The following is an 18891-nucleotide window of genomic DNA, read 5'->3' on the forward strand; positions in this document are numbered from 1 at the left end:
CCGTGAATAAAAAATTAACTGGCTTCACTGCCAGCGGCCAAACACAGCCAGAAATTCGCCCAGGTGATATCTGGAAAGATCGCGCCGGTTCAAAAATCACTATTTCCGGCTTCATGCAAAACCGCGTTACTTATATCCGGGAAGGGTATGAGTATCCCTGTATCTCGTCGGTGGGGCGCTTCTGTCGCGACTTTATTCCGGTACCGGATGGCGCCATTTCAGAATGGTGCAAAACCAATAATGCGCTGGCTAAGACACAGAAACTGAAAGAAATGATCCAAAGAGGCAAAAAATGAAGAACGCGCCGAACGTTAAGCACCTACCGAAGGACAAATTCACCGAGGCGATTATTTTTGCGGGGGAAGATGCGCTTAGCCATGTGCCGCAATGGACGGAAAAAGCCGGGAATGAAGCGGGTGACAAAATACCACCGATTTACCTGGGGAAAACGCAACTGGCTGAACTTGATAATCTACGAATCATCGATAAGGGGAGGCGTTGCGTCCGTATTTACCGCGCGGGCAGTATCAGCGATGAGCAATTGCTGACGATTGAAACCCACCTGGCGCGGGCAGATGTGAAAGAAGCGAGGCTATTTGACGGAATATACGAACAGAAACCAGCGGAGGACTGGACACCACGCCTTGCCGAACTTAAACAGGAGGTAGAGCGCGGGGAAAGCCTGGTTGATGCTATGCGTAAAACGGCTGGCCAACCTGCGCCAGTAGATGAACTATCACCCCACGTAGAAAGCCGCGAAGATGGTGTATTTTGGGTGACACCAAAAGTGGACAAAGACAGCGGAGAGATCATTAAAAATGAATCATGGCTGTGTTCCCCTCTCGAGGTCATAGGCACTGGTCGTGATGATAAAGACCAATACCTGATTATCCGATGGTACCCCGCCGGCGAGAATCGGCCGACAATAGCAGCGATCCCACTTGCCGACATTGGCGAGCGTGAAGGATGGCGCACGCTTAAAGCAGGTGGCGTTAACGTGACTACAAAAACCGCGTTAAGAGCCACGCTTGCTGACTGGCTACAGCGAAACGGCTCACAGGAAATATGGCGCGTAGCTCAAGCCACGGGATGGCAGTGCGGCGCTTACATCATGCCTGACGGGGAAATCATTGGTACTCCTGATAGACCGGTCCTGTTCAACGGGCGCAGTGCGGCCGCGGCTGGATACACGGTGAAAGGGACGCCGGAAAGCTGGCGTGATTCTGTTGCACGCCTTGCGCGTGGAAACCCATCCATGATGGCGGGCGTCGGTGCCGCACTGGCCGCGCCGCTTATCGGGTTGGCGGGCGTTGATGGGTTCGGCCTTCACTTTTACGAGCAATCGAGCGCCGGTAAGACGACAACCGGCAACATAGCCAGCAGCCTTTACGGTGAGCCTGACGCCTTGCGCCTGACGTGGTTCGGTACCGCGCTGGGGATTGCCAACGAAGCCGCCGCACACAATGACGGTCTGATGCCTCTGGATGAAGTCGGACAAGGTGCTGACCCGGACAGCGTAGCCAAGTCTGCCTATACGCTATTTAACGGAGTTGGCAAGCTGCAGGGCGCGAAGGAAGGCGGCAACCGTGACTTGAAGCGATGGCGCACCATAGCACTCAGCACCGGCGAAATGGATTTGGAAACCTTTATCGTCAGCTCTGGCCGCAGAATTAAGGCGGGACAACTGGTCCGGTTGCTCAATATCCCATTGGAGAAGGCGCAGCAGTATCACGATACCGCGAACGGCAAAGCCCATGCCGATGCTCTGAAAGATGCATACCAGAACAACCACGGCGCCGCCGGGCGCCTCTGGATAAAGCATCTGGCCGACAACCAGCAGCAGGCTGTTAAAGCTGTCAGAGAAGCGGAAAGCCGCTGGCGCTCGTTGATACCTGCAGACTATGGGGAGCAGGTCCATCGTGTTGCGGCACGCTTTGCGATACTTGAAGCCGCCCTGCTGTTTGGCTGTGCCGTTACGGGCTGGACAGACCAAGAGTGCCGGGACGCCATTCAGCATAATTTCAACGCATGGGTAAAAGAGTTTGGGACCGGAAATAAAGAGCACCAGCAGATCATTGAGCAGACTGAGGCATTTCTCAACGCCTATGGGTTAAGTCGTTTCGCACCACTGCCTTATGACCCGCAGACCTTCCCCATTCGTGATTTAGCAGGCTACCGACAACGGGGTAAGCACGATCTCGACCCGATAGTTTTTTATACCTTCCCGGCAGCTTTCGAAGGAGAGATAGCGCAGGGATTTAATGCCAAGCATTTCGCCAAGGCATTGGCTGATGCGGGAATGCTCACTCCTCCCGCAAGCGGGCGAGGTTTTCAGCGAAAGTCACCGCGTATCGATGGGCGGCAAATCAACGTATACGTTCTCCAGCGGGGGGCAGAAGATAGAAAGCTAGAAGATTAATTTATCTCATACGTGAGATTTTGATGTTGGTTCAGTTAGTTCTGTTGGTTCAGTAAGTAATGGTTATTGATTTATATGGGTTTTATATTTGAAGTTGAACCAACACTGAACCAACAAAAAGCCATTTTGAACCAACAAAATATCCAAATGAGCAATCTCGCAAAGGAAATGGAATCTTGAAAAATATACTTACAGTGGTGTTATTTGTTGTGCCCATGTCTGTCCATGCCTTTCAGTGCGGTCCCTTTACTGTCAGTCCCGATCGTTATATGACGACTATCAATCACGAATTACAGGATGTGACTAGCGTGAATTTTCGTGGTTATAAACACGATTACAGCCAGGTTACGATCACACTTCTACCCCGCTCTATAACTACGACAGATCGCCAATATTGGCTTAAATCCGAAAGTGGGAATGCTACGCTGGAATTGCTGACAAGGGAGAACCCGCCTCGAGTACTTAATCATGAGGTGTGTGATTCTGGCTTAAGCGGCTTTAACTGGTAATTAAGCATCTAATTTTCGAGGCCCATTTGAACCAACATAAAAACAGCGTTTGTTGGTTCAAATCGGGCGTTTGTTGGTTCATTTATTGTCAAATAATCCTTTAAAAACAATCGTCCTTACAATTTGAACCGACTGAACCGACTGAACCGACACGGTTTCTTTATATATGAGAGGAAAAGTTACAGAGTTAGATTTTGTAGTAAGTCTGGGAACGGTTGTTAGCCTTTGAAAGACAAATAAAAAGCCCGCGAGGAGTGGCGCGGGCTTTTATTATAATCACGTTGTGCAATCGGGAGGCTGTCAGTCCTCACAGACCAAGAATAGCAGAGCGTTAATTTCATAACCACTTTTAGATGTCATATTTTCATTTTGTACATTTTTTTGTAGTATGAAGTATAATATTCATACCGGCATCCCGCCGAGGTAACAGGAAAATTTGATTATGCCTAACCTTACCAAGTTCAATGCAACCCCCTCTAATAGTGGTGTCGTGATAACTGCCAGCTATGATGATGGCACAACCCTCCAGTTTCCCACTGATGCACAATCATCCGAATTTATGATTTCCATCGTGCAAACTCTGTCTACTGCCAATGAAAGGATTATTGCTGCAGAAAATCGAGCGGCAGCGGCAATTAGAACCGGGGATCGGAAGAATAGGCGCACGACTGATAGTGACGATGTGCCGACTAAGGTCGACCCCCAGTTTATGCGAATAGTCCGTGCAGTTTGCCCGAGATACAACGAGGCCAGCCAGGATGATGATCCGCGTCTTGTTGCTTTGGACGTTCTGAGATATGCGCCGGTAGATGCTTACAGTGCTGTATGTAATGAAGCGCTTTCAAATTTGCAGCTTAACCAGTCAATACAGATACTTGAACAGGTTGGTGATTATATGAAAGCTAATGATATTCAACCTAAGCCATTTGATACGAGTGAAGCGATAAAGTCAGTGGCTGATGCTGTGGATAAATTCTGGGGGCGTAAAAAATAATATGAAACCTTTCATTCCTCGCAGTAAGCGCACGCAAGATAGTGCACGCAAAACATTTGATAATTCGAACGCTAATTTACAGAATCTTAATGAAGTTAATAAGAAGTTCTGGGAAAAGAAAAACGAAGATAGCGACAAGTTTTGGACAGAACGCAACAAACTCGGCCATTGAGCCGAGTTTTTTATAGGTAAATTATGGCAGATCAAGGCGCAGTGATTGAAATCGGTAAATCTATTTGGCCTCGGCATATCGCGGTGCATGAGGCTGGTCATGCAATAGCCGCGTGGTTTTTTGGAGTGCATGAGGTTGAAATTTCTTTGTCTGATGAACGACGAATAGCAAAAACCTTCATATCTGGTGATGTTGATGATTGTCGAGCCGCAGCCGTCTGGAGAAGAAGCATGCCATACAAAGTTGATGAAATAAAACCTCACCACTTATTAACGGATGATTCCAGGCACGTTCTGATGGATCTCACATGTAAGGCAATAATCGCGACTCTTGCCGGCATCGTTGCACAATCACGATATACAGGTGAAAGTATCGTTGCGCTAAAGGCTACATCTGGGGTAGCCGACATGGAAACAGTTCGAGATTTAATCGACGTATATCGGGCTGCTGGTGGAGATAATGAAGATATAGAGCTTACTTCAATAAACCGCGCTCAGGCGCTGATATCCATGAAGTGGTGGGACATCATCGCCCTGTCGAAAATTCTTGAGAATCGCGCCCACATGCCTGCGCAGTATTTCCATGCCATCATGGGATACATCGACAGCCCCATGCCAAAAATGTTGACTCTGGACGAACTGGACAGAGAAAAGGATCTGTAACTTATGATGATGAGCAAATCTGAATACGCCAGGTATCGAGGCGTAAGCCGCCAAACGGTCTACGAGTGGATCAGGAAAGGTGAGCTGATAATGTCCGGCAGCAAAATATTTGTACGGGAAAATGAGCAGGTAGAGATCCGCCCAGAAATTAATCCTGTGGCCGCTCAGGTACAGTCGAGAACGTTGGAAATGACGTGGGCTGAGTTCTGGGGGGCTGTGAGAACAGAAGATGGCAAGAGGCCAGCGCCGTTAACATCGCATGAAGCGCAGCAGCGTGTTTTAGTCGCCGCTGGCGAGCTTAATTGGTCGGTTGAGTTTCTCGACGATGAAGGGATCTATTTGTCCGACGGTGATACAGAGTACTACATCCAGCAATATGACCTGTTTCAGAATGCCGGGGTGGCAATAGGATTAATTCGTCGTGAGGTTTGCTATACGGCATCGGCGTGCCCTGATGAGCAAGACGAGTGGAGTCAGGAAGGGATACATGCACTTGCGGAGTGGGCCCGGTAATAAATCTCTCTTTCCTCAACCCCGCTCACGGCAATCCCCGCTGTAAAATTTCTGATAGCCAGGTTTACACCTTTTCAGTTCAAAGCCGAGAAAGTGTAAACCGCATGGCAATACGAAACCCGAAAAGTGTAAACCTCCTCGAGATCCGAAACGGATAACCTGACACTTTCTGTAAGGCTGCCGTCATAAAATCAGGGTAAAGCGAGGTGATTAGGAGAAAGTGTAAACCAGTGGCCTGCAAGCTTTTAAGAAATGCTAAGTTCACAACGGGGTGTCATTATGACATCAGCGCTAGCGAAAGTTAACAAACCCTAACTTTCGTGTTTTTCCGTTATTGACGGCCGCGAGCAGGATAGTAACAAATAGTAAATTTCGGGCCGAATTACCTTTATTTAGATTGTCACGTCGCGGCCGGTACTATCACTCTCGACAGCGCGTAAACCCCACAGTTAGGGCTTTGGTCCGCTTTGATATGCCAGACAAAGAACTGGTATGTAAAGCAATAATCAGAACGCAAATACTGTCATTTATGAGCATCGGTGCAGGGTCGGTAGTGTTGGGTGATAACTGAATTAAGTATTTTGGCTCCATCCTTCCAAGGTTAAAAGTTTCACGGTATATCCCTCATTCAACAATCATTATTGTGGTATGCCGAGAGCGACTGGTGACGTTTGCCAATAGGCTGGTATCAGTTTTTCTTGCGTGGAGGTAGTGAGTTATCGCTCAGGATCCGTTTAAGTAATGGGTGGTCGGTAGGCCGTATTAGTGGTTTAACCATGCCTATATAACGTGCGTTTGCCTCTACCATCCAGTGTCTACCGGCTTTCAACGCTGGTGGATAAATCATGCCGCGCTTTGCATAGTTGCGGAGTGTTGCCTTGCATGGTGCTGAGTCACCAAACTCATCTATGGCCCATGCATACAGTGTTTTTAATCTCGCCATTTATCATCCCGTTTACGCTTATCAATTAATAGTTTCTGCAACTCGTCGAGTGAGTTCCTGATAGTTTGAATATGCCGGGCTATATTGCGATCGTTTAGCAGGACGGAAGTTATCGCAGTAGATACATCACGCAACAATAGTGATATTAGGTAGTTCACTGAGATCCCTTCAACACGCGCCCGTCTTTCTGCCGGTAGCGCTGCAAGAATGGCGGGCTTGAGAACTTCAAGCTTTGCCCTGGCCGCTTTGGAGTCAGACCTCAACCATCGGAATATTTTTTGTTTGTTATTGTATATTGCGCTCAAATTGACTGACCCATTAATATCAAAAGGATAGATACAAATAGATTCACTACCACCGAGCAGGAAAAACTGATTACTGATCTCGATCGCTACATATTCTTGTCCGGACTCTGCAGCCCAGCGTTCGACCTCGGCCTTTAAATGTTCCATCATTACCTCATGATAAAGTGATTTTCCCGAATCAGATTATCGTGTGACCACCACTGCCGGGCTATTGAATCCACCATTCCTATGCATCCCTGATGCGGTTGAAATGTGAGCTAACTGAGCTCAAGCAAAAATAAATGTGTATAGAAAAGTGTATAGAATTGATTTTATGATTTATTGAATCCGCGTATTAACTGGGTTTTATCTTGTTTGTTCTACTCCCTTCACCCGCTCCAAAAGCTTCTTCCTCAAATCTGTTCAATACCCCAAAAAATTCACTACCCAATCCCGATTATTCGTATTTCCTGTACGTCGTTTCTGCATGTCTAAATTTTGAACTCAAAAGTTTAAAAATGATGCAAATCAGCTCCCTCCCCTGCGAAGGGGAGGGTTGGGGTGGGGTATTAAGAGCAGATCGGAATGCAGACGTTTTTGCTATTTTATGGTTTGCGAAACCCCCTCCCGGCCTCCCCCTTCGCAGGGGGAGGAGCACACCTGCAATCCCTGCAACTCCTTGCAAACCATTAAATTTATCTGGAATCATTAGCTTGGTTTTGTTCTTGGCCACTTGGTTTAGTCATATTTCCTCTGCGGTGTTTTTGCATATCCAAATTTTGAATCAAAAACTAAAAGTCGATGCAAATCAGCTCCCTCCCCTGCGAAGGGGAGGGTTGGGGTGGGGTATTAAGGTCAGATCGCAATGCGGAAACATCGACTGTTTTAGGGTTTGCTAAACCCCCACCCGGCCTCCCCCTTCGCAGGGGGAGGAGCACACCTGCAATCCCTGCAACTCCTTGCAAACCATTAAATTTATCTGGAATCATCACCTCAGTTTCGTTCTTAGCCACTTGGTTTAGTCACGCGCTTTACGCTATAGTCACGTCGCTGCGGCAAAATCCGCAGCCGGGCGTGAGAACTCGAACTCTACTGGAAACAGCACAATTTCTGTTGTGCGAAAACATCAGCTTAGTTAGATGGAGTTCTCAATGAACCTGTATCAGTTATTCACCTTTTTACCTTTCCCCCATTCCCCTGTGATCCTGACATCAGGAGCACAAACTCATGAATAAACAAGACTGGCATCAGGCAGATATTATTGCGGCGTTACGCAAGAAGGGCACGACACTGGCGGCGGTATCACGGGCGGCGGGGTTAAGTTCTTCGACGCTATCGAATGCGCTTTCGCGTCCGTGGCCGAAAGGGGAAATACTGATTGGTCAGGCAATTGGTGTGCATCCTGCGGTGATCTGGCCGAGCCGTTATTACAACCCGAAAACACATCAGTTAATTGAACGCCGTACACGAAATCATTAGGTGCAAATTATTGAGCGGGCAGGGCATCAGTAATGATGATGATCCTGCCCGCTCGTTTACGCTAACAGCAATTACTTATTCTTCACCTGCAATCCGCGCGGCAGATTATTGTTATCCACCTGCGGTAAACCGGTAGAGGCGGAAGAAGTCAGCAAGCCTGTCTCAACGTAGTTTTGCAGCTTCTCGCGGGTATCGGTGATATCCAGATTACGCATGGTCAGCTGACCAATACGGTCATCCGGTGAGAACACAGAATCGCCTTTTTCCATGGTCAGACGTTCTGGTTTGTAAGTCAGGTTTTCAGACACCGTATTCATGATGGTGTAGTCATTGCCGCGACGCAGTTCCAGAGTCACTTCACCGGTGATTTCGCTGGCGACCCAACGCTGTGCGGAGTCACGCAGCATCAGAGCCTGCGGATCGAACCAACGGCCCTGATACAGCAGACGACCCAGTACACGGCCATTTGCATGGTATTGCTCGATGGTGTCTTCGTTATGGATACCGGTCAGCAGACGCTCATAAGCGATGTGCAGCAGCGCCATTCCCGGGGCTTCGTAGATGCCACGGCTTTTGGCTTCAATGATACGGTTTTCAATCTGGTCGCTCATCCCCAAGCCATGACGACCGCCGATGCGGTTGGCTTCCATCATCAGCTCCACGCTGTCGTCAAAGGTCACGCCATTCAGTGCGACAGGATAACCACGCTCAAAACGGATGGAGACTTCTTCCGCTTTCACGACCACATTCTCGTCCCAGAATTTCACGCCCATAATCGGGTTAACGATTTTGACGCCGGAGTCGAGGAATTCCAGATCTTTGGCTTCGTGCGTTGCGCCCAGCATGTTGGAGTCAGTGGAGTAGGCTTTCTCGGTCGACATTTTGTAATCGAAGCCGGACTGAATCATGAATTCGGACATCTCATGACGGCCACCGAGTTCATCGATAAAGTCGGTATCCAGCCACGGCTTATAAATCTTCAGTTCAGCATTGGTCAGCAGACCGTAACGGTAGAAACGTTCAATGTCGTTACCTTTATATGTGCTGCCGTCGCCCCAGATATTGACGCCGTCTTCTTTCATTGCGGCAACCAGCATGGTGCCGGTCACGGCACGGCCCAGCGGCGTGGTATTGAAGTAAGTCACGCCCGCCGTAGTGTTATGGAATGCGCCACACTGAATGGCGGCAATCCCTTCTGCAACCAGTTGTTTACGGCAGTCAATCAGGCGGGCTTTCTCTGCACCGTACTCCATCGCTTTACGCGGAATGGCATCGTAATCTTCTTCATCAGGCTGACCCAGATTGGCCGTGTAGGCATAAGGAATCGCCCCTTTTTTCTGCATCCACAGCAGGGCTGCACTGGTGTCCAAACCGCCGGAGAATGCAATCCCCACACGCTGATTGATAGGAAGGTGCTTGAGAATAGTTGTCATCGGTTAAATCCTGTATGAATGGGGGTCTGTCTGCTAAAAGTTTCAATGCCTATATTGATATCGCAAAACCGGCGTTGGGTAAAAGACATTTTGCATATTTATGTAAATTTTACCGCATAACTATCTAATTGTCATGCACTGCAAAACGCCTTATCGCTCATTCTGTTTCTGGAAAAAATTCAGCAGTAACTGCCATAGATGATGCGCTGCGGGCGTGAAACGCCGGTCTGAATTGCGCAATAAATGGCACTGGGCTTCGGTGGCAATAGGGTGATCAATGGGAACCGCCACCAGAATGTCGTGCTCGATGCGTTCGCCTGCCGCCTGTGCGCTCATAAAGGAAATTCCCATGCCTGAAATGCTCAGGCTCATGGCCGTCGAGAACAGGTTACAGCGGTAGGCAGGGGTGAACAAAAAACCTTTGCTCTGGAACATCGCGTTCATGTGGCGTTGCAAACCAAACGTCTCACTGAGCGAAATCAGCGGGTGCTTGTTCAGTTCTTCGATCGAGACTGTTTTCAGATGTGCGATCGGGTGCTGCGGATTGACCACTGCGCAGATCGGCCCCCACGGAAAACTGTGGCGCTTCAGTTCCGGGTTACCAATCGGGCCAAACGCCAGTGCCATATCGGCCTCACCCTGGACAATCGACGCCAGTGTTTCCTGCATATTCCCTGCGACAATTTCCACAAAAACATTGGGATAGGATGTCGCAAAGTTTTTCAGTACGTGTTCGACAAAGGTATCAACCAGCCCGGCACCGACGCGAATGGTGACCGCGCCACCTTTCATATAGCGCAAATCTTTTAAATGCCGCTCCAGTTTTTCGCGACGTATCCGGCTTTCAAAAAAATCATCCGCCAGCAGTTTTCCTGCATCGGTCAGCACCACTGTGCGTCCGCTGCGTTCAAGTAAGGGCAGTTGCAGTGTGCGTTCCAGCAGGGCGATCTGACGGCTGATCACCGAAGCGTTGACGCCAAGAATATCGGCCGCACGGCGGATCCCGCCCTGGATCCCCACCTCGTAGAGATAACTGATCTGCTTCTCGTGAAACATCTGGCTCATCGGTGTTCCCGGTGTCTGTTGACCAAAAGGCAACAATATAGTCATTGAAACGACATTTATATTATGTGATGGGTTGTAGATAATCAAAATTGACGACAAAACAGACATCGGGAAATTTCATGTCAACCGTGTATGACTATCTGCAACAACATGCTTCGCTGATCCTCAGTGATATAAAGCGCCTGGTTCAGGCCGAATCCCCTTCGCTGAATAAAGTGGCGGTTGACCGTTGCGGAGACGTCCTGCAAAGCATCATGGCGGAGCGGCTGGATGTGCAGGCGCAGGTTTGCCCGCAGGAAAAACTCGGCAATCATCTGCTGTTCAGTGTCGGTCACGGGCCGCAGGTGACCAGTATTCTTGGCCATTTCGATACTGTGTGGGAATGCGGTGAGCTGGAGATGGTGGAAAAAGACGGCCGGTTGTATGGGCCCGGTGTGCTGGATATGAAAGGCGGGCTCGTGCAGGCAATCTGGGCGGTGCGGGCGCTGGTACAAACCGGCGTGCTGTCGCCGCATCGCATTCAGTTTATTTGTCCTTCGGATGAAGAACTCGGCAGCCCGTCATCGCGTAAATGGATTGAACAATGTGCTGCTGATTCCGGACGGGTTCTGGTGGCTGAACCGGCTGTGGCGCGCACCCATGAGGCCAAAATTGCCCGTAAAGGATCCGGCAGGTTTGAAGTGAAAATCACCGGTCGTTCGGCCCATGCGGGCAACAATCCGGAAGATGGCATCAGCGCGATTGAGGAAATGGCGCATCAGATTTTAGCCCTTCACAGCCTGAATGCCCCAGAGGCTGGCACGACGGTCAACGTCGGTCTGGCAAGCGGTGGCGGTAAAATTAACGTGGTCGCCGATCATGCCGTACTGGGTGTGGATTTACGTGTGACCAATATGGCAGAGGCCGCGCGCGTGGAAGCGGCCATCAAGAATTGCCAGCCGCATCTTGCCGGTGCGCAGGTGGTGGTCACCGGCGGGATGTCCCGCCCGCCAATGGAACAGACACCGCAGAATTTAGCGCTTTTTTTGCAGGCGCAGCATGCTGCTGAACGACTGGGAATTACGCTGAAAGGCAAAGCGGTCGGCGGCGGCAGCGACGGTAATTTTACGTCGGCGCTGGGTATCCCCACGCTCGACGGACTGGGTGCGACAGGCTCCGGCATTCATGCCCGGGACGAGCATATTATTATTGATGATATTCCGCTGCGGGCAGCATTGCTTGCTGAAATAATTCTGGGCAGCGGGGAAGTAGCCATATGACATGTTGATAAACAGTGCATGAAATAAAATACCCGGGCCCTTTATTGGTGCGTCATAAACCAAAATGGTGCAATGAATTCCCGGTTATTTCATCGCGATTGAATGATTTTATCAAAAAGCCTTTATTACGATGAGGGCTATTTTTCGTTTTTATTTTTTATCTGTTTTTTAACTATTTTTACTGTTTATTAAAAAGTGAAAGTTGGCACGTTTCCTGCTCTCTTGTCTGTGGTTAAAAATAAAAATGAGCAGAAATCAGGTGCTGAATGAATAACCTGTTTTCTCACATGACATTCATTGAAAACTGACAGGAATTGTATTCCTGATTTTTTATTGCAGACAGATACCAGAGAAGGAACGTTAGTATGAGTGACACACGAATATCAGAACAGAGAGCCACCCCTGAGGTGGACGAGTGGAAAGTCGGTAAGGGGGCATACGTGTCGCTTATTGTCGTTATCCTGCTGTTTTCTGGTGCATTTTTAAAGGTGGATGGCATGGCGTGGCTGGGAGCCTTTGACTTCACTACGCTGGGCGGTTCGTTCGGTACCATGAAAGGTGAAACCAGCACGTTTGTCGGGGCGGGCGGTGTCAGTGCTAAAGCTGGTTTCCTTTTTGCCTTATCTCTGGTGCCGACGGTCATGCTGGCACTGGGATTATTAGAAATATTTACGCACTACGGGGCTATCCGGGCTGCACATAAATTATTAACACCACTGCTTAAGCCGATATTAGGCATTCCCGGCCACACCGGCCTGGCGTTAATTACCGATCTGCAAAGCACTGACGCCGGCGCTGCATTAAGTAAAGAGCTTTACGATAATAAACAGGTCACAAAGAAAGACGTAGTGATCATGGGCGCATGGCAATATTCCGGTGCCGGTCTGATCAACAACTATTTCTCCATCGGTTCCGCTATGTTTGCATCATTAACCATGCCGGTGATTATTCCGCTGGTGGTGATGTTCGTGATGAAATTTGTCGGCGCGGTATTTGTCCGCTTTGTGTTGAACACCGTTTATAAAAGAGATTTTGAAAATGAGTAATGCCACCCGAGTTTCCTCAAACCCGTTCGATATTTTCGTGGTCGGTGCCCGTAAAGGCTTCAATATTGCTATCAATAATCTGATGCCTAACGTGGTAATGGCTTACGTCATTTCAGAAATGCTCAATCTGCTCGGCGTAATGACGTTGGTGGGGCACATTTTCGCGCCACTCATGGGGTTGCTGGGATTGCCCGGTGAAGCCGTTACCGTGCTGCTCACATCATGGCTATCGTCTTCGGCGGGTACGGGTGTAGCTATCAGTTTGCTGACCAAAGGCACGCTGGATATGACGCAGATTACCATTCTGGCACCGGCAATTTTCCTGATGGGTTCTCAGTTGCAATACATGGGACGCCTGCTTGGCGTGGCGGATGTGCCGAAAAAATACTGGCCTCTGCTGATGCTGACCAGCGTACTGAACGCCATTATTTCGATGATCCTGATGCGAATTTTTGCCTGATTTTCGATTGCACTGTTTTGAAAATGAATTTACCGGAGTGTTTACCCGTGTCGAAAGCTATTGAACATTATCAACATTTACATCTCATCCCTGAACTGGGTTTTACCGAATTTAAAACATCGGCTTATATCGCGCAGGCGCTTGAAGATGCGGGGTTTAACGTCACGCGTCATGTGAACGGCACCACAGGAATTATCGCTGAAATCGACAGCGGCAAGCCCGGTCCTGTCATGGCGCTGCGTGCCGATATGGATGCACTCGGCCATATCATTGATGGCGAGCTGGTGGCGCGCCATACCTGCGGCCACGATGGTCACTCCTCTGTCGTGCTCGCAGCGGCGCAGGAAATCATGAAAGAAGGCATGGTTAAAAAAGGCCGCCTGAAAATTTTGTTCCAGCCCGCAGAAGAGCTGGGCACCGGCGCCCTGGCCATGGTGGAAGGGGGCGCCATTGATGATGTGGATATGCTGCTGGGGTTCCATGTGCGGCCACTTGAAGAATGCCCGATGGGGCAGGCGGTGCCCGCGATGTATTACTCTGCCTGTGCGACGGTGGAGGCGATTATCACCGGCGTTCCTTCTCACGCGGCGCGCCCGCACCTGGGCATTAACGCGCTGGATGCCGCCGTGGCGGCGGTTCAGGCAGTGAATACTATTCATCTGGCACCGAGCCTGACATACAGCGTGAAAGCTACCCGTTTCCTGTGCGATGCGGGTGTGACCAATTCTGTGCCAGCGGAAGCCCGCGTGTGCTGGGATTTGCGTTCGCAGCACAATGAACCGATGGATGAACTGAAAGCAAAGGTGCTTCGTGCGATTGAGCACAGCGTGGCGGCGCTGGGTGCCACGGCGGAAATTCATGTGATGAAAGAGATGCCTGCGGCAGAAGTCGACAGTGACGTAACCGCGATTATCGCGGAATCTGTTACAGAAGTTTTAGGTGCAGAGGGCCTGACTGAACCGAAATTTACACCGGGCAGTGAAGATTTCTTCCACTATTCACGCCAGCGTCCGGCCATTAAAACCGGGTTCTGGGGACTGGGCGCGAATCTCACGCCCGGGCTGCATCATCCTGATATGCGCTTTGATCTCGACGCTTTGGAGATTGGTGTCAGGGTATTTAAAGGCTGCGTGAAAAGAGTGCTGGGATAAGCATTACGGCGCGTCATTGTTTTAAAAACATGCCCGGCTTTTGTCGGGCATTGCCTTACATTCCCTCCAGCGGCAGCACATCCAGCGGTTTCACTTCCCTGAGCACAAACGAGGTTTGCATCTCTTTGATGCCCGGCAGACGACGCACCACTTCCATCGCGAAACTGGAAAAACTGTCGAGATCTTTAGCGACCACCTGCAACAGAAAATCCGCATCACCGGCAATCGCGTAACAGGCAATCACCGAAGGCAGCGCCCCCACTTCCTGCTCGAAACGTTGCGCATCTTCCTCGCTGTGACTGTCGATTTTCACCCGGATAAACGCCAGCAACCCCAGCCCGATTTTTTTCCTGTCGATGTTCGCCTGATAACCGGTGATTATGCCGCTGTCTTCCAGCTGTTTCATGCGCCGCCAGCAGGGAGAAGCGGCCATGCCCACTTTTTCCGCCAGCTCCTGATTGGTCATTCGGCCCGAACCCTGAAGTTGTTTGAGAATGCGAAGGTCTGCCGGTGAAATTTCAGATACGGACATAATCTGCCTTTTAAATGTGATTTTAAGAAAGAGATAACCAGATTAGGGCATTTTACGGCGGGAAAAGAAAGCACCTTTCAGCGGCCAGGCGCTATCATTTTTGTCATCAATAATGATGAAAAGGGCGCAAAAATGGCAGATAAACTGCGGGTGGCAATTATTCTCAATCCCGAACTTCCGCCGGGATTACTGGCGAACACGGCAGGCGTAATTGGCATCGGATTAGCGGCAAAATTCCCGATGCTGGCGGGCAGTTCGCTGACTGACGCAAAGGGTGTCACGACCGATACTATCTCTAAAACTCCGCTGCCGATTCTGCAGGCCACGCCCGATCACATTAAGGCGCTGATGTTTAAAGCACTGGACGCAGCAGGCGAGCGCAGCGTGGTGCCGTTCCCGGCATTTGCGCGCACGATGCATCAGTTTGAGCAATACGAAATGACGTTCCCGTTGCGGGATTTATACGATGAAGTGATCGACGGTGTCGGGCTGGTGGGGCCGGAAAAGTGGATTAAATCGCTGACGGGAAACCTGAAGTTATTGCGCTAATGTGTTGAAGATACAGATATAAAAAAGACCGAATACAGGGATGGTATTCGGTCTGAGTTTTGCGCTAATCCGTATTCAGCTCGTCGCTTTCAGTTGCGGATAGCGTTTGAAAATCGTCAGACACCAGACGAACGCAATGCAGCCGATCAGGCCACCGGCGTAGCCGATGTTGCTCATTTCCAGATGCAGACTCACCTGATTGCCGATCAGCGCGCCGGCACCGATACCGATGTTATAAATACCGGAAAGCAGCGCCATTGACACGTCGGTGGCGTCGGTCGCCAGCGCCAGCACGCGCACCTGCATTGCCAGGCCGATAATCATCATCGCCAGTCCCCAGATAATACACAGCACTGAAATCGCGACCGGATTCATCACCGCCACAAACAACAGCAGCATGCTAAGCGTGACCAGCAGGATCGGGCCGCTGAGCATGGCTGCCGGGAAACGGTTGCCAAGCAAACTGAACGCAATGCTGCCGAGAATACCCGCGCCGCCGAAAATCAGCAGCAGGAAAGTGGTGAAGTTTTCACCCATGTTGGCAACACTCTGGATAAACGGTTCGATATAACTGTATGCCGTATAGTGAGCGGTCACTATCAGCGCAGTCAGGAGATACATACCGACCAGCGCCGGACGGCGGAACAACATCGGCACGCTTTTCAGTGAGCCGGTATGTTCACTTGGCAGCGGCGGCAGCAGTTTAATCAGACAAATCAGTGTCATCAGCGCAACGATGCCGATGCTCATAAAGGTGGTTCGCCAGCCAAGATACTGACCGATAAGACGACCCAGCGGCAAGCCGAGCACCATCGCCAGTGCGGTGCCGGTCGCTAACATACTGAGTGCCTGCGTTTTTTTACCGGCCGGTGCCACACGGATCGCCAGTGAGGCAGTGATCGACCAGAAAATGGCGTGGGCGAGGGCGATACCGACGCGCGAGGCCACCAGACTCCAGAAATCCCAGGCGACGACAGATAACGCATGGCTGGCGATAAACAGGCAAAAGATGATGATCAGCAGGCGCTTTCGTTCAACGTTGCGGGTCAGCAGCATCAGCGGCAGCGACATCAGCGCGACCACCCACGCGTAAATGGTCAGCATCAGGCCAACCTGTGCTGTCTGCATATTGAAACTGGCGGCGATGTCGGAGAGTAATCCGACGGGCACAAATTCAGTGGTATTGAAGATGAATGCGGCAATAGCCATCATCACAACGCGAAGCCATGCTGTCCTGCGCGAAACGGTATCTGATTGCATTGAAATTTATGACTTATAAGAAGATGTTGAAATCAGGCATCTGTCTGCCAGATGCCTGTTGAACGCATAGTGTGTTTTATTTGTTCGAAAAATGAAACAGAAAATTGGCCTATCAGATAAATCTTCAGGCGACAATTTTAGTGATGGTAACTGTGATGTTCCTCACGCATTGTCGTGAGGATTGATCAGGGAAGTCAGTACGTGATCCTGCCAGCAACCGGCAATTTTCAGATATGATTTCGCATACCCTTCGCGTTCAAAGCCCAGACGCAGTAGTACGCGCTCACTTTTATGATTGTCCGGAATATAGCTGGCCATAATGCGGTGCAGACCCTGCTCGCGAAACAGGTAATCAATGGCGGTTGTCAGCGACCGATGCATCAGTCCTTTCCCCTGCTGGTTTTCCGCGACCGAATATCCCAGATGGCAGGCCTGAAAAGGACCGCGGGCGATGCCGGTAAAATTGCAGGCACCGAGCATGTCACCGGTTTCACGGCTGATGATGCCAAACTGGAATGCCGTACCGCAGGCCGCTTCATCAAAAGCATTGCTCAGACGGACCCGCAGGGTTTCAGGCGCGTAAAAGTCCGCTGGCCGTAAAGGCTCCCACGGCGCGAGATGCGCGGCGTTATCGCGAAAATAAGCATGAACGACAGCCGTGTCTTCCGGCCCCAAAATTTTAAGGTAAAAATCAGCGTTCGTGACGGCGAGTTCCATGGTGGTCCCTTAAAGCCTGTAGCGGAGAGGGCGGTAAGTGTAGAGGATTCATCAGGAATTGGAATGCCAGCACCAGTGCCACGGTTCATAAATGAATCCCCAGGGATTGTTCAGCGGGAATGACATCACAAAACCGAATCCGGCGGCGTGGCTTTGCAGCCACTGAAAAGCTTCTGTTTCACCAAAAACGCCGGTCACTTCGTCGCAGCCGGGCGTATTGATATCCACGGCGCAGCCGGTGTGATGCTCGCTGCATCCGGGCGGCGCCAGCGAGGTAAAGAAATCTTCCGGGGCGATGCCTGCCAGTTGTTTGGCGCGGATTAAATCAGCCTGATAATTCAGGCTGCGGTAGGCGGAAACCAGATAAATCCCCACGCCGTCAGTAGCCGCCTTTTGTCTCATGGTATGCCAGGCGGCAGAGGCGGGGGCGGTCAGACGGTATATTTTACCGCTTTCGGCATCCGTTTCTGCCTCCACCAGTAAGTGCTCACTTACTTCTTCAAAATACGGCAGCGTGCGATGTGCGATAACCGCCGGGTCGATATGCAGTTCCCGCAGTATCTGCTCCGTTTGCGATTTCAGTGCCGCCGGGTTCATGCCGGTTCGTCTCCCGCACGGCCGATCACATCATTCATGGCTTCCGTCATCGCCTTACCTGCTGAGCGCATCGACTGCTGATAGCGCGAAGCGGCAACAACAAATGCATTAAGAAGCTGAGTATCCTGCGCATGTTGCTGATATTCAGGGTGCCATTGCACACCAAGACAGAAATCATAGCCTTCACATTCAATGCCTTCGATCACGCCGTCGGGTGCGTAAGCATTGACGATACAGCCGGGACCGACGGATTTCACTGCCTGATGGTGTGAGCTGTTCACGACGTAATGGTCACGATCTACGCAGCGGCTGAGCAGTGAACCTTCAACAATTTCTACCGGGTGACGCGCGCGTTTTTTGCCGCCCGCGTTTTCGGTGTCGACAGTGGTGCTGTGCTCCAGGGCATCGGGCAGCGCATCGGGAATATGCTGATGCAGCGTGCCGCCGGTTAATACGGCAAGCAGTTGCTGGCCGCCGCAAATCCCGAGCAGCGGCATATTGCGCTGCATGGCACCTTTAACAATGGCTTTTTCAAATTCGGTGCGGGCGGGTTTCAGGCGAACCTGATCACTGGTTTGTTGCTCATTAAACAGTTCAGGCGGTACATCAAACGCCCCGCCGGTCACGACAATGCCGTCGCACAGCGCCAGATATTCATCGGCCAGCGCCGCGTGATGTGGCAACGCCAGCGGAACGGCACCCAGTTCCGCCAGGCTGTTCATATAGTTCTGACGTAAGGCGTACCAGGGATAATCGGCATAGCCACCGGCTTCCTCGCTGTCGAGCGTTACCCCAATGACCGGTCTGGATTGAAATTTTGTCTGCATTCGCCTGAGTCCCTGCATGG

General features: G+C 50.6%; 20 protein-coding genes. 11 read left to right on the forward strand and 9 right to left on the reverse strand.

The window, feature by feature from the left end; translation table 11 throughout:
* The first annotated feature begins 2 nt into the window (after window positions 1-2).
* The 5 genes from AACU55_RS02805 (at window position 3) to AACU55_RS02825 (ending at window position 5269) form a co-directional block, all read left to right on the forward strand.
* Window positions 3-296 carry a DUF4222 domain-containing protein gene (locus AACU55_RS02805; protein ID WP_134706610.1) on the forward strand — a complete coding sequence of 98 codons (294 nt, stop codon included), beginning with the start codon at window positions 3-5 and terminating at the stop codon, window positions 294-296.
* Window positions 293-2419: a DUF927 domain-containing protein gene (locus tag AACU55_RS02810; RefSeq protein ID WP_134706611.1), complete on the forward strand. Its 2127-nt coding sequence runs from the start codon at window positions 293-295 to the stop codon at window positions 2417-2419. The genes AACU55_RS02805 and AACU55_RS02810 overlap by 4 nt, the downstream gene beginning before the upstream one ends.
* Before the next feature lie 951 nt (window positions 2420-3370).
* Window positions 3371-3922, forward strand: a complete 552-nt coding sequence (locus AACU55_RS02815) for an XRE family transcriptional regulator (protein WP_134706612.1) — start codon at window positions 3371-3373, stop codon at window positions 3920-3922.
* Window positions 3923-4117: 195 nt separating this feature from the next.
* Entirely contained in the window at window positions 4118-4756 is a 639-nt protein-coding gene (locus tag AACU55_RS02820) for a hypothetical protein (RefSeq protein WP_134706613.1), read from the forward strand.
* 3 nt (window positions 4757-4759) lie between these two features.
* Entirely contained in the window at window positions 4760-5269 is a 510-nt protein-coding gene (locus AACU55_RS02825) for a helix-turn-helix domain-containing protein (protein WP_134706614.1), read from the forward strand.
* Window positions 5270-5957: 688 nt separating this feature from the next.
* On the opposite strand, the gene AACU55_RS02830 is transcribed toward AACU55_RS02825, so the two are convergent.
* Together AACU55_RS02830 and AACU55_RS02835 are read right to left on the reverse strand one after the other, a co-directional pair.
* A complete protein-coding gene (locus AACU55_RS02830; RefSeq protein WP_134706615.1) occupies window positions 5958-6212 on the reverse strand; it encodes an excisionase in 255 nt (84 codons plus the stop codon).
* Window positions 6200-6667, reverse strand: a complete 468-nt coding sequence (locus AACU55_RS02835; protein ID WP_240785675.1) for a toxin YdaT family protein — start codon at window positions 6665-6667, stop codon at window positions 6200-6202. Before AACU55_RS02835 ends, AACU55_RS02830 begins: the two co-directional genes overlap by 13 nt.
* Before the next feature lie 1056 nt (window positions 6668-7723).
* On the opposite strand from AACU55_RS02835, the gene AACU55_RS02840 reads away from it, so the two are divergent.
* The gene (locus tag AACU55_RS02840; RefSeq protein WP_112152338.1) at window positions 7724-7975 is read left to right on the forward strand and encodes a helix-turn-helix domain-containing protein; all 252 of its coding nucleotides are present in this window, start codon (window positions 7724-7726) and stop codon (window positions 7973-7975) included.
* A 71-nt stretch (window positions 7976-8046) separates the two neighbouring features.
* Here the strand turns inward: AACU55_RS02840 and argG are convergent, their stop codons facing one another.
* Window positions 8047-9408 (reverse strand): argininosuccinate synthase, encoded by a 1362-nt coding sequence (gene argG, locus AACU55_RS02845; RefSeq protein WP_015689414.1) that lies wholly within the window; start codon window positions 9406-9408, stop codon window positions 8047-8049.
* Window positions 9409-9558: 150 nt separating this feature from the next.
* Window positions 9559-10464 carry a LysR family transcriptional regulator gene (locus AACU55_RS02850; RefSeq protein ID WP_037035253.1) on the reverse strand — a complete coding sequence of 302 codons (906 nt, stop codon included), beginning with the start codon at window positions 10462-10464 and terminating at the stop codon, window positions 9559-9561.
* A gap of 128 nt (window positions 10465-10592) precedes the next feature.
* Between AACU55_RS02850 and AACU55_RS02855 the strand changes: the two genes are divergently transcribed.
* The 4 genes from AACU55_RS02855 (at window position 10593) to AACU55_RS02870 (ending at window position 14389) form a co-directional block, all read left to right on the forward strand.
* Window positions 10593-11732 carry a M20 family metallopeptidase gene (locus AACU55_RS02855; RefSeq protein WP_134706616.1) on the forward strand — a complete coding sequence of 380 codons (1140 nt, stop codon included), beginning with the start codon at window positions 10593-10595 and terminating at the stop codon, window positions 11730-11732.
* A 365-nt stretch (window positions 11733-12097) separates the two neighbouring features.
* Window positions 12098-12778 carry a nucleoside recognition domain-containing protein gene (locus AACU55_RS02860; protein ID WP_015689416.1) on the forward strand — a complete coding sequence of 227 codons (681 nt, stop codon included), beginning with the start codon at window positions 12098-12100 and terminating at the stop codon, window positions 12776-12778.
* Window positions 12771-13238, forward strand: coding sequence for a YjiG family protein (locus tag AACU55_RS02865; RefSeq protein ID WP_013574121.1), 468 nt, complete (start codon window positions 12771-12773; stop codon window positions 13236-13238). Before AACU55_RS02860 ends, AACU55_RS02865 begins: the two co-directional genes overlap by 8 nt.
* Window positions 13239-13285: 47 nt before the next feature.
* Window positions 13286-14389, forward strand: a complete 1104-nt coding sequence (locus AACU55_RS02870; protein WP_134706617.1) for an amidohydrolase — start codon at window positions 13286-13288, stop codon at window positions 14387-14389.
* A 55-nt stretch (window positions 14390-14444) separates the two neighbouring features.
* Here AACU55_RS02870 and AACU55_RS02875 read toward each other — a convergent pair whose 3' ends face one another.
* Window positions 14445-14921 (reverse strand): Lrp/AsnC family transcriptional regulator, encoded by a 477-nt coding sequence (locus AACU55_RS02875; protein ID WP_037035211.1) that lies wholly within the window; start codon window positions 14919-14921, stop codon window positions 14445-14447.
* A 132-nt stretch (window positions 14922-15053) separates the two neighbouring features.
* Here AACU55_RS02875 and AACU55_RS02880 point away from each other — a divergent pair, with 132 nt between their 5' ends.
* Complete coding sequence (locus AACU55_RS02880) at window positions 15054-15470, forward strand: DUF2000 domain-containing protein (RefSeq protein ID WP_013574124.1); 417 nt, start codon at window positions 15054-15056, stop codon at window positions 15468-15470.
* 75 nt (window positions 15471-15545) lie between these two features.
* Here AACU55_RS02880 and AACU55_RS02885 read toward each other — a convergent pair whose 3' ends face one another.
* From AACU55_RS02885 to AACU55_RS02900, 4 genes are all read right to left on the reverse strand, one after another.
* On the reverse strand, window positions 15546-16730 hold the full coding sequence (locus tag AACU55_RS02885; RefSeq protein ID WP_112197511.1) for a sugar transporter: 1185 nt from the start codon (window positions 16728-16730) through the stop codon (window positions 15546-15548).
* A 162-nt stretch (window positions 16731-16892) separates the two neighbouring features.
* A complete protein-coding gene (locus tag AACU55_RS02890) occupies window positions 16893-17447 on the reverse strand; it encodes a GNAT family N-acetyltransferase (RefSeq protein ID WP_134706618.1) in 555 nt (184 codons plus the stop codon).
* 51 nt (window positions 17448-17498) lie between these two features.
* Window positions 17499-18044, reverse strand: coding sequence for a M15 family metallopeptidase (locus AACU55_RS02895; RefSeq protein WP_134706619.1), 546 nt, complete (start codon window positions 18042-18044; stop codon window positions 17499-17501).
* Window positions 18041-18871, reverse strand: a complete 831-nt coding sequence (locus AACU55_RS02900; RefSeq protein WP_037035205.1) for a gamma-glutamyl-gamma-aminobutyrate hydrolase family protein — start codon at window positions 18869-18871, stop codon at window positions 18041-18043. Before AACU55_RS02900 ends, AACU55_RS02895 begins: the two co-directional genes overlap by 4 nt.
* Between the last annotated feature and the right edge of the window lie 20 nt (window positions 18872-18891).

It is taken from the genome of Rahnella sp. CJA17(1/100), assembly GCF_963881615.1.
Taxonomy (GTDB): Bacteria; Pseudomonadota; Gammaproteobacteria; order Enterobacterales; family Enterobacteriaceae; genus Rahnella; species Rahnella aceris.

What these genes read in the sequence shown, in the direction of transcription:
- AACU55_RS02885 (WP_112197511.1), bottom strand. Translation starts at nt 16,730, where the DNA reads ATGCAATCAGATACCGTTTCGCGCAGGACAGCATGGCTTCGCGTTGTG.
- AACU55_RS02855 (WP_134706616.1), top strand. Translation starts at nt 10,593, where the DNA reads ATGTCAACCGTGTATGACTATCTGCAACAACATGCTTCGCTGATCCTC.
- AACU55_RS02880 (WP_013574124.1), top strand. Translation starts at nt 15,054, where the DNA reads ATGGCAGATAAACTGCGGGTGGCAATTATTCTCAATCCCGAACTTCCG.
- AACU55_RS02860 (WP_015689416.1), top strand. Translation starts at nt 12,098, where the DNA reads ATGAGTGACACACGAATATCAGAACAGAGAGCCACCCCTGAGGTGGAC.
- argG (WP_015689414.1), bottom strand. Translation starts at nt 9,408, where the DNA reads ATGACAACTATTCTCAAGCACCTTCCTATCAATCAGCGTGTGGGGATT.
- AACU55_RS02810 (WP_134706611.1), top strand. Translation starts at nt 293, where the DNA reads ATGAAGAACGCGCCGAACGTTAAGCACCTACCGAAGGACAAATTCACC.
- AACU55_RS02850 (WP_037035253.1), bottom strand. Translation starts at nt 10,464, where the DNA reads ATGTTTCACGAGAAGCAGATCAGTTATCTCTACGAGGTGGGGATCCAG.
- AACU55_RS02815 (WP_134706612.1), top strand. Translation starts at nt 3,371, where the DNA reads ATGCCTAACCTTACCAAGTTCAATGCAACCCCCTCTAATAGTGGTGTC.
- AACU55_RS02875 (WP_037035211.1), bottom strand. Translation starts at nt 14,921, where the DNA reads ATGTCCGTATCTGAAATTTCACCGGCAGACCTTCGCATTCTCAAACAA.
- AACU55_RS02895 (WP_134706619.1), bottom strand. Translation starts at nt 18,044, where the DNA reads ATGAACCCGGCGGCACTGAAATCGCAAACGGAGCAGATACTGCGGGAA.
- AACU55_RS02825 (WP_134706614.1), top strand. Translation starts at nt 4,760, where the DNA reads ATGATGATGAGCAAATCTGAATACGCCAGGTATCGAGGCGTAAGCCGC.
- AACU55_RS02820 (WP_134706613.1), top strand. Translation starts at nt 4,118, where the DNA reads ATGGCAGATCAAGGCGCAGTGATTGAAATCGGTAAATCTATTTGGCCT.
- AACU55_RS02890 (WP_134706618.1), bottom strand. Translation starts at nt 17,447, where the DNA reads ATGGAACTCGCCGTCACGAACGCTGATTTTTACCTTAAAATTTTGGGG.
- AACU55_RS02840 (WP_112152338.1), top strand. Translation starts at nt 7,724, where the DNA reads ATGAATAAACAAGACTGGCATCAGGCAGATATTATTGCGGCGTTACGC.
- AACU55_RS02835 (WP_240785675.1), bottom strand. Translation starts at nt 6,667, where the DNA reads ATGATGGAACATTTAAAGGCCGAGGTCGAACGCTGGGCTGCAGAGTCC.
- AACU55_RS02830 (WP_134706615.1), bottom strand. Translation starts at nt 6,212, where the DNA reads ATGGCGAGATTAAAAACACTGTATGCATGGGCCATAGATGAGTTTGGT.
- AACU55_RS02865 (WP_013574121.1), top strand. Translation starts at nt 12,771, where the DNA reads ATGAGTAATGCCACCCGAGTTTCCTCAAACCCGTTCGATATTTTCGTG.
- AACU55_RS02900 (WP_037035205.1), bottom strand. Translation starts at nt 18,871, where the DNA reads ATGCAGACAAAATTTCAATCCAGACCGGTCATTGGGGTAACGCTCGAC.